Source organism: Phenylobacterium sp. (genome assembly GCF_036723115.1).
Classification (GTDB): domain Bacteria; phylum Pseudomonadota; class Alphaproteobacteria; order Caulobacterales; family Caulobacteraceae; genus Phenylobacterium.
Genome location: NZ_DAIMHV010000176.1, coordinates 1 through 5135, shown reverse-complemented (window position 1 = coordinate 5135; position 5135 = coordinate 1). Strand labels below are relative to the sequence as shown.

Annotated in this window: 5 protein-coding genes; all 5 read left to right on the top strand. The window is 70.2% G+C overall.

What is annotated here, in order from left to right; all coding sequences use genetic code 11:
* Positions 1-107 precede the first annotated feature (107 nt).
* Entirely contained in the window at positions 108-2402 is a 2295-nt protein-coding gene (locus V7D28_RS13750) for an FdhF/YdeP family oxidoreductase (RefSeq protein ID WP_333587952.1), read from the top strand.
* A gap of 149 nt (positions 2403-2551) precedes the next feature.
* Complete coding sequence (locus tag V7D28_RS13745; protein ID WP_333587951.1) at positions 2552-3070, top strand: hypothetical protein; 519 nt, start codon at positions 2552-2554, stop codon at positions 3068-3070.
* Between the two features lie 39 nt (positions 3071-3109).
* On the top strand, positions 3110-3829 hold the full coding sequence (locus V7D28_RS13740; protein ID WP_333587950.1) for an SDR family NAD(P)-dependent oxidoreductase: 720 nt from the start codon (positions 3110-3112) through the stop codon (positions 3827-3829).
* A gap of 15 nt (positions 3830-3844) precedes the next feature.
* Positions 3845-4249 carry a hypothetical protein gene (locus V7D28_RS13735; protein WP_333587949.1) on the top strand — a complete coding sequence of 135 codons (405 nt, stop codon included), beginning with the start codon at positions 3845-3847 and terminating at the stop codon, positions 4247-4249.
* Positions 4250-4371: 122 nt separating this feature from the next.
* A partial coding sequence (locus tag V7D28_RS13730) for an alpha/beta fold hydrolase (RefSeq protein ID WP_333587948.1) occupies positions 4372-5135 on the top strand: 764 nt, incomplete at its 3' end.

The following is a 5135-nucleotide window of genomic DNA, read 5'->3' as shown; positions in this document are numbered from 1 at the left end:
ATCCCGCACTCCGCAGGCCTGGCGCCCGGAAAAAGGGGAAACCGTTCGGCCTCCCCCGCCGTTGGCCTTGGTGAACCATCCTGCAAGAAGCACTACGCGGAGCCCCCATGACCCGTTCCACGCCGCACGTCGTCGGTCGGCTGAGTTTCGACCCCTACGAAGGTCCGGCCGGGGGTTGGGGGTCGCTCAGCGGCATGGCCAAGGTGGTCCTGCGGTCTGGCGACCTGCCGGTGGACCAGCTGATGCGGCAGAACAAGCCCGGCGGTTTCATGTGCGTCAGCTGCGCCTGGGCCAAGCCCGCCGAGCCGCATCCGGCGGAGTTCTGCGAGAACGGGGCCAAGGCGACCATCTGGGACCTCACCCCCCGCCGCGCGGGTCCCGACTTTTTCGCAAGCCACACTCTGACCGAACTCAGGACCTGGACCGACTATGAGCTGGAGCAGGCGGGCCGCCTGACCGACCCCCTGCGCTATGACGCCGCCAGCGACCGCTATGTCCCATGCGACTGGGCGGAGGCGTTCGCCGCCATCGGCGGGCGCCTGCGCGAGATCGATCCCCGGGCCGCGGTCTTCTACGCCTCGGGCCGGGCCTCGCTGGAGACCTCCTACGCCTATGCGCTGATGGCGCGGATGTATGGCAGCCAGAACCTGCCCGACAGCTCCAACATGTGCCACGAGTCCACCTCGGTGGGTCTGACCCAGAGCATCGGCGCGCCCGTGGGCACCGTCACCCTGGACGACTTCGCCAAGACCGACTTCCTGTTCTTCTTCGGCCAGAATGTGGGCTCCAACAGCCCGCGCATGCTGCATGACCTGCAGAAGGCCGTGCGGCGCGGCGCCCAGATCGTCACCTTCAACCCGCTGAAGGAGCGAGGACTGGAGGCCTTCACCAATCCGCAGTCCCCGTTCCAGATGCTGAGCCCGGCCACCACCGAGATCAGCGCCCAGTACCACCAGGTGAAGACCGGCGGGGATCTGGCGGCCATCACGGGCCTCTGCAAATGGCTGATCGAGGCCGACGAGATGGCGCGGGCGGCGGGCAATCCCGCCCTGATCGACCACGCCTTCATCGCCGACTACACCGAAGGCTATGCGGCTTTCGCCGACTTCTGCCGCGGGGCCGACTGGGGCGAGATCGAGCGGGAGTCGGGCCTCTCCGTGGCGGCCATCGCCCAGGCCGCGGCCGCCTATGCCCGCAGCACCGCGGCCATCGGCGTCTATGGCATGGGCCTGACCCAGCAGCGGTTCGGCGTCTCCAACGTCAACATGGTCTGCAATCTGATGATGCTGCGCGGCAATGTGGGCCGGGAAGGGGCGGGGCTGTGCCCGGTGCGCGGCCACTCCAACGTCCAGGGTCAGCGCACGGTGGGGATCACCGAAAAGCCGGAGCTGGCGCCCCTCGACGTGCTGAAGGACCAGTACGGCTTTGAGCCGCCCCGCTATGAGGGCATGACCACCGTGGATGTCTGCGAGCGCGTATTGGAGCGCCAGGTGCGGGCCTTCATCGGCCTGGGGGGCAACTTCCTGCGCGCTGCGCCCGACAGTCCGCGCCTGGAGGCGGCGTGGGGCAGTATTGACCTGACGGTCCAGATCGCCACCAAGCTCAATCGCGGCCACCTGTTCACCGGCCGCGCGGCCTATCTGCTGCCGACGCTCAGCCGCATCGAGCGCGACGTGCAGGACGGCCGGCCGCAGACGGTGTCCATGGAAGATTCCACCAGCTGCATCCATGCCTCCGACGGGACGCGTGAGCCGGCCAGTCCCAACCTGCGCTCTGAAATGGCCATCGTCGCCGGGATCGCCCAGGCGCTTCTGCCGCCCAATCCCCGGCTGGACTGGGGCGCCTGGCGTGACGACTACGGCAAGGTGCGCGACGCCATCGCCCAGACCTATCCCGACAAGTTCGCCGACTTCAACGCCCGCTTCCGCCAGCCCGGCGGCTTCCACCGGGGCAATCCGGCGAGAGAGCGGGACTTCAGCGGGATGGAGGGCGGGCGCGCCCGGTTCATCCTCCCGCCGGGCCTGTCGGCGGTGGGTTTCGACGACGCTCCGGACGTCTTCCGGCTGATGACCCTGCGCTCCAACGATCAGTTCAACACCACGGTCTATGGCTATCACGACCGCTTCCGCGGCATCCAGGGGACCCGCGACGTCCTGCTGATCTGCGCCGCCGACATGGACCGGCTGGGGCTGGAGGCCGGGCAGGTGGTGGCCCTGGAGACGGTCAGCGACGACGGGATCGACCGGCGCAAGGACGGTCTGCGGGTGACCCCCTTCGACATCCCGCCCGGCTGCCTGGGCGCCTATTATCCTGAGTGCAACGTCCTGGCGCCGGTAGGCCATCACGCGCAGGACGCCAAGACCCCGGCAGTGAAGGGCATTCCGGTGCGCGTCCGTCCCTGAGGCCTGGAAAACGTCATGCGGCGCGGAGCTTGGCCGCGCGACGGGCGTTTCGTCCTTTCACGGTAGCGGCCGGCGAGCGCCGCCCTGCGGGCGGAAATGGAGAAGCGGCGGGCTCTCAAGCGGCCTGCCACAACGAGAAGGAAGGTCCCATGGCGATCACACGCAAGGAAGAAGAGCGCGCGCTGAGCAGCGACGAGCAAGAACTGGTGGCCCGGACCCATCACCCCCAGGTGCAGGAGGAAAGCGATTCCGACCTGCGCGACCTGATCCGCCTGGTGCGCGATCGCCGGAACAAGGCCCGCGACGCCGCCCACCAGCGCCGGCGCGAAATGCGCGGCAAGGGCGCCCCGCGCGGCGCCACGCCTTCGGCCGCCGACGCCGGCTCCAAGACCAAGCTGGCCGTGCTGGCCATGGCCCTGCGCCGGGCCAACGCCGAGGCCGAGCGTCGCCGCAAGATGGCCGCCCGGGTGGAGATGACAGAGAACGCTCAGCGCGCCCTGGAGATGAAGCAGGCCGCCGGAGGCCCCGCCGCCCCCAACAGCCGCCACGCCCACCAGGGCATGCGCCAGGCCGCCAGCCAGCGGCGGGAGAACCTGATGCGGCCCATGGAGCGGGGGCGTCAGCGCAAGGCCGCCGCGGTGGCCCAGGCCCGGCGCGACGCCCGCTGAACCTTGGCGGCGGGGGGCGACTCCGGCTTAAGCTCGGCCATGTCCAGCCCTCCGCCCCACATCCTGGTCACCGGCGCCTCCCGCGGGATCGGCGCCGCCATTGTTGCGGCCCTGGAGGCCCGGGGCGCGCGGGTGGTGGGTCAGGCGACCACAGAGGCGCCTGCGCGCCTGGCCGCCGATTTTTCCGAGCCCGGCGCCGCCGAGCGCCTGTGGCGTCAGGCGCTGAACGCCCTGGACGGCCGGATCGACGTGCTGATCAACAATGCCGGGGTGTTCGAGGGCGTCAGCATCGAGGCGCCCGACGCCGCCTGGCGACAGGCCTGGGACCGGGCGCTGAACATCAATCTGCGCGCCGCCGCCGACCTTTCGCGCAACGCCGTCAGCCAGTGGCGCGGCCAGGGGCGGGGCGGGCGGATCATCAACATCGCCAGCCGCTCGGCCCATCGCGGCGACAGCCCCGACCACTGGCACTATGCGGCGGCCAAGGCGGGCCTGGTGGCCATGACCAAGACCATCGCCCGGGCCTATGCGGCGCCGGGCGTGCTGGCCTTCGCCATCTGTCCGGGCTTTGTCGTCACCGGCGACCGGGGGGCCTATATGGAAAGCCGCGGCGGCGATCGCCTGCTGGCCGACATCCCCCTGGGCCGGGTGACCGAGCCGGAGGAGGTGGCGGGCCTGGCCGCCTTCCTGGCGCTGGACGCCCCCGCCGCCATGACCGGCGCCGTCCTGGACATCAACGGCGCCTCCTATGTGCGCTGAACGCGAGGCCTGACCATGACGGACCTGCCCCTGGACGAGGCCGATGACGGCCCCGGCTTCGATGTGGACGACTGGCGCCGGCTGGCCATCTTCACCGGCGCGGTGGCCACCCTGGACGACGTTCAGGCCGGCCGGGCGGTCTTCGCGCTCGCCGACACCACCGAGCCGCGGGTGCTGGAGATGGACCTGCCCCAGCCGGTCATCTGGTGGGAGGAGGACGGCGAGCAGGCCGCCGTGGCCGTCCAGGCCGAGATCCACCTGAGCGTCGATGGCGAGACCCTGGAGGTGCTCGGCCTGATCCTGCCCGACGGCGGCTCGGCCATCGCGCTCCTGGAGGATGTGGACCTGGTGGACGACACAGACCCGGCCTGGCGCGACCTGGTGGCCCGGGCGGTGGATGGCGCCGAGGGGGGCGACTGATCCGCGCGGCCGAAGCCTCCTCCCCGAGGCGGCTTCACCCCCGGGTCGGACGTGATAAAGCCTGACCCCCATAAGAAGCATATCGGCCGATCACACATCGGCGATCAGGGGAGATCAGCGCCATGGAAGGCCCCACCTCGCACTTCTATTTCTCCCAGCGCCTGCGCCTGCACTATGTGGACTGGGGCAATGAGGGGGCGCCGCCCCTGCTGCTGGTCCATGGCGGGCGCGACCATTGCCGCAACTGGGACTGGGTGGCCCAGCGCCTGGCCGACCGCTACCACATCATCGCGCCCGACCTGCGCGGCCACGGCGACAGCGGCTGGGCCGTGGGCGGCGGCTATGACATGGCCGCCTACATCTATGACATCGCCCAGATCGTGCACCAGAAAGCCCTGGCCCCGGTGACCATCATCTCCCACTCCATGGGGGCGGGCATCGCCCTGAACTACTGCGGCGCCTATCCAGACCAGGTGAAGAAGATCGTCGCCATCGAGGGCCTGGGCCCCTCGCCCGCGGTGATGGAGGAACAGGCCAAACGCCCGGTCGACCAGCGCCTGCGCGACTGGATCGAGGACCGCCGCAAGAATTCCGGCCGCAGCCCCCGCCGTTACGCCAGCCTGGACGACGCCGTGGCCCGCATGGCCGAGGAAAACCCCCACCTGTCGCCCGCCCAGGCCCGCCACCTGACCATCTATGGCGCCCACCAGAACGAGGACGGCACCTATAGCTGGAAGTTCGACAACCACGCCCGCTGGGGCCTGGGCGGCCTGTCCCACGCCGATCAGCACTATCTGTGGAGCCAGATCACCTGCCCGGTGCTGCTCATGCGCGGCGCCGAATCCTGGGCCTCAGACCCGGTGAAGGACGGCCGCATCCAGCACTT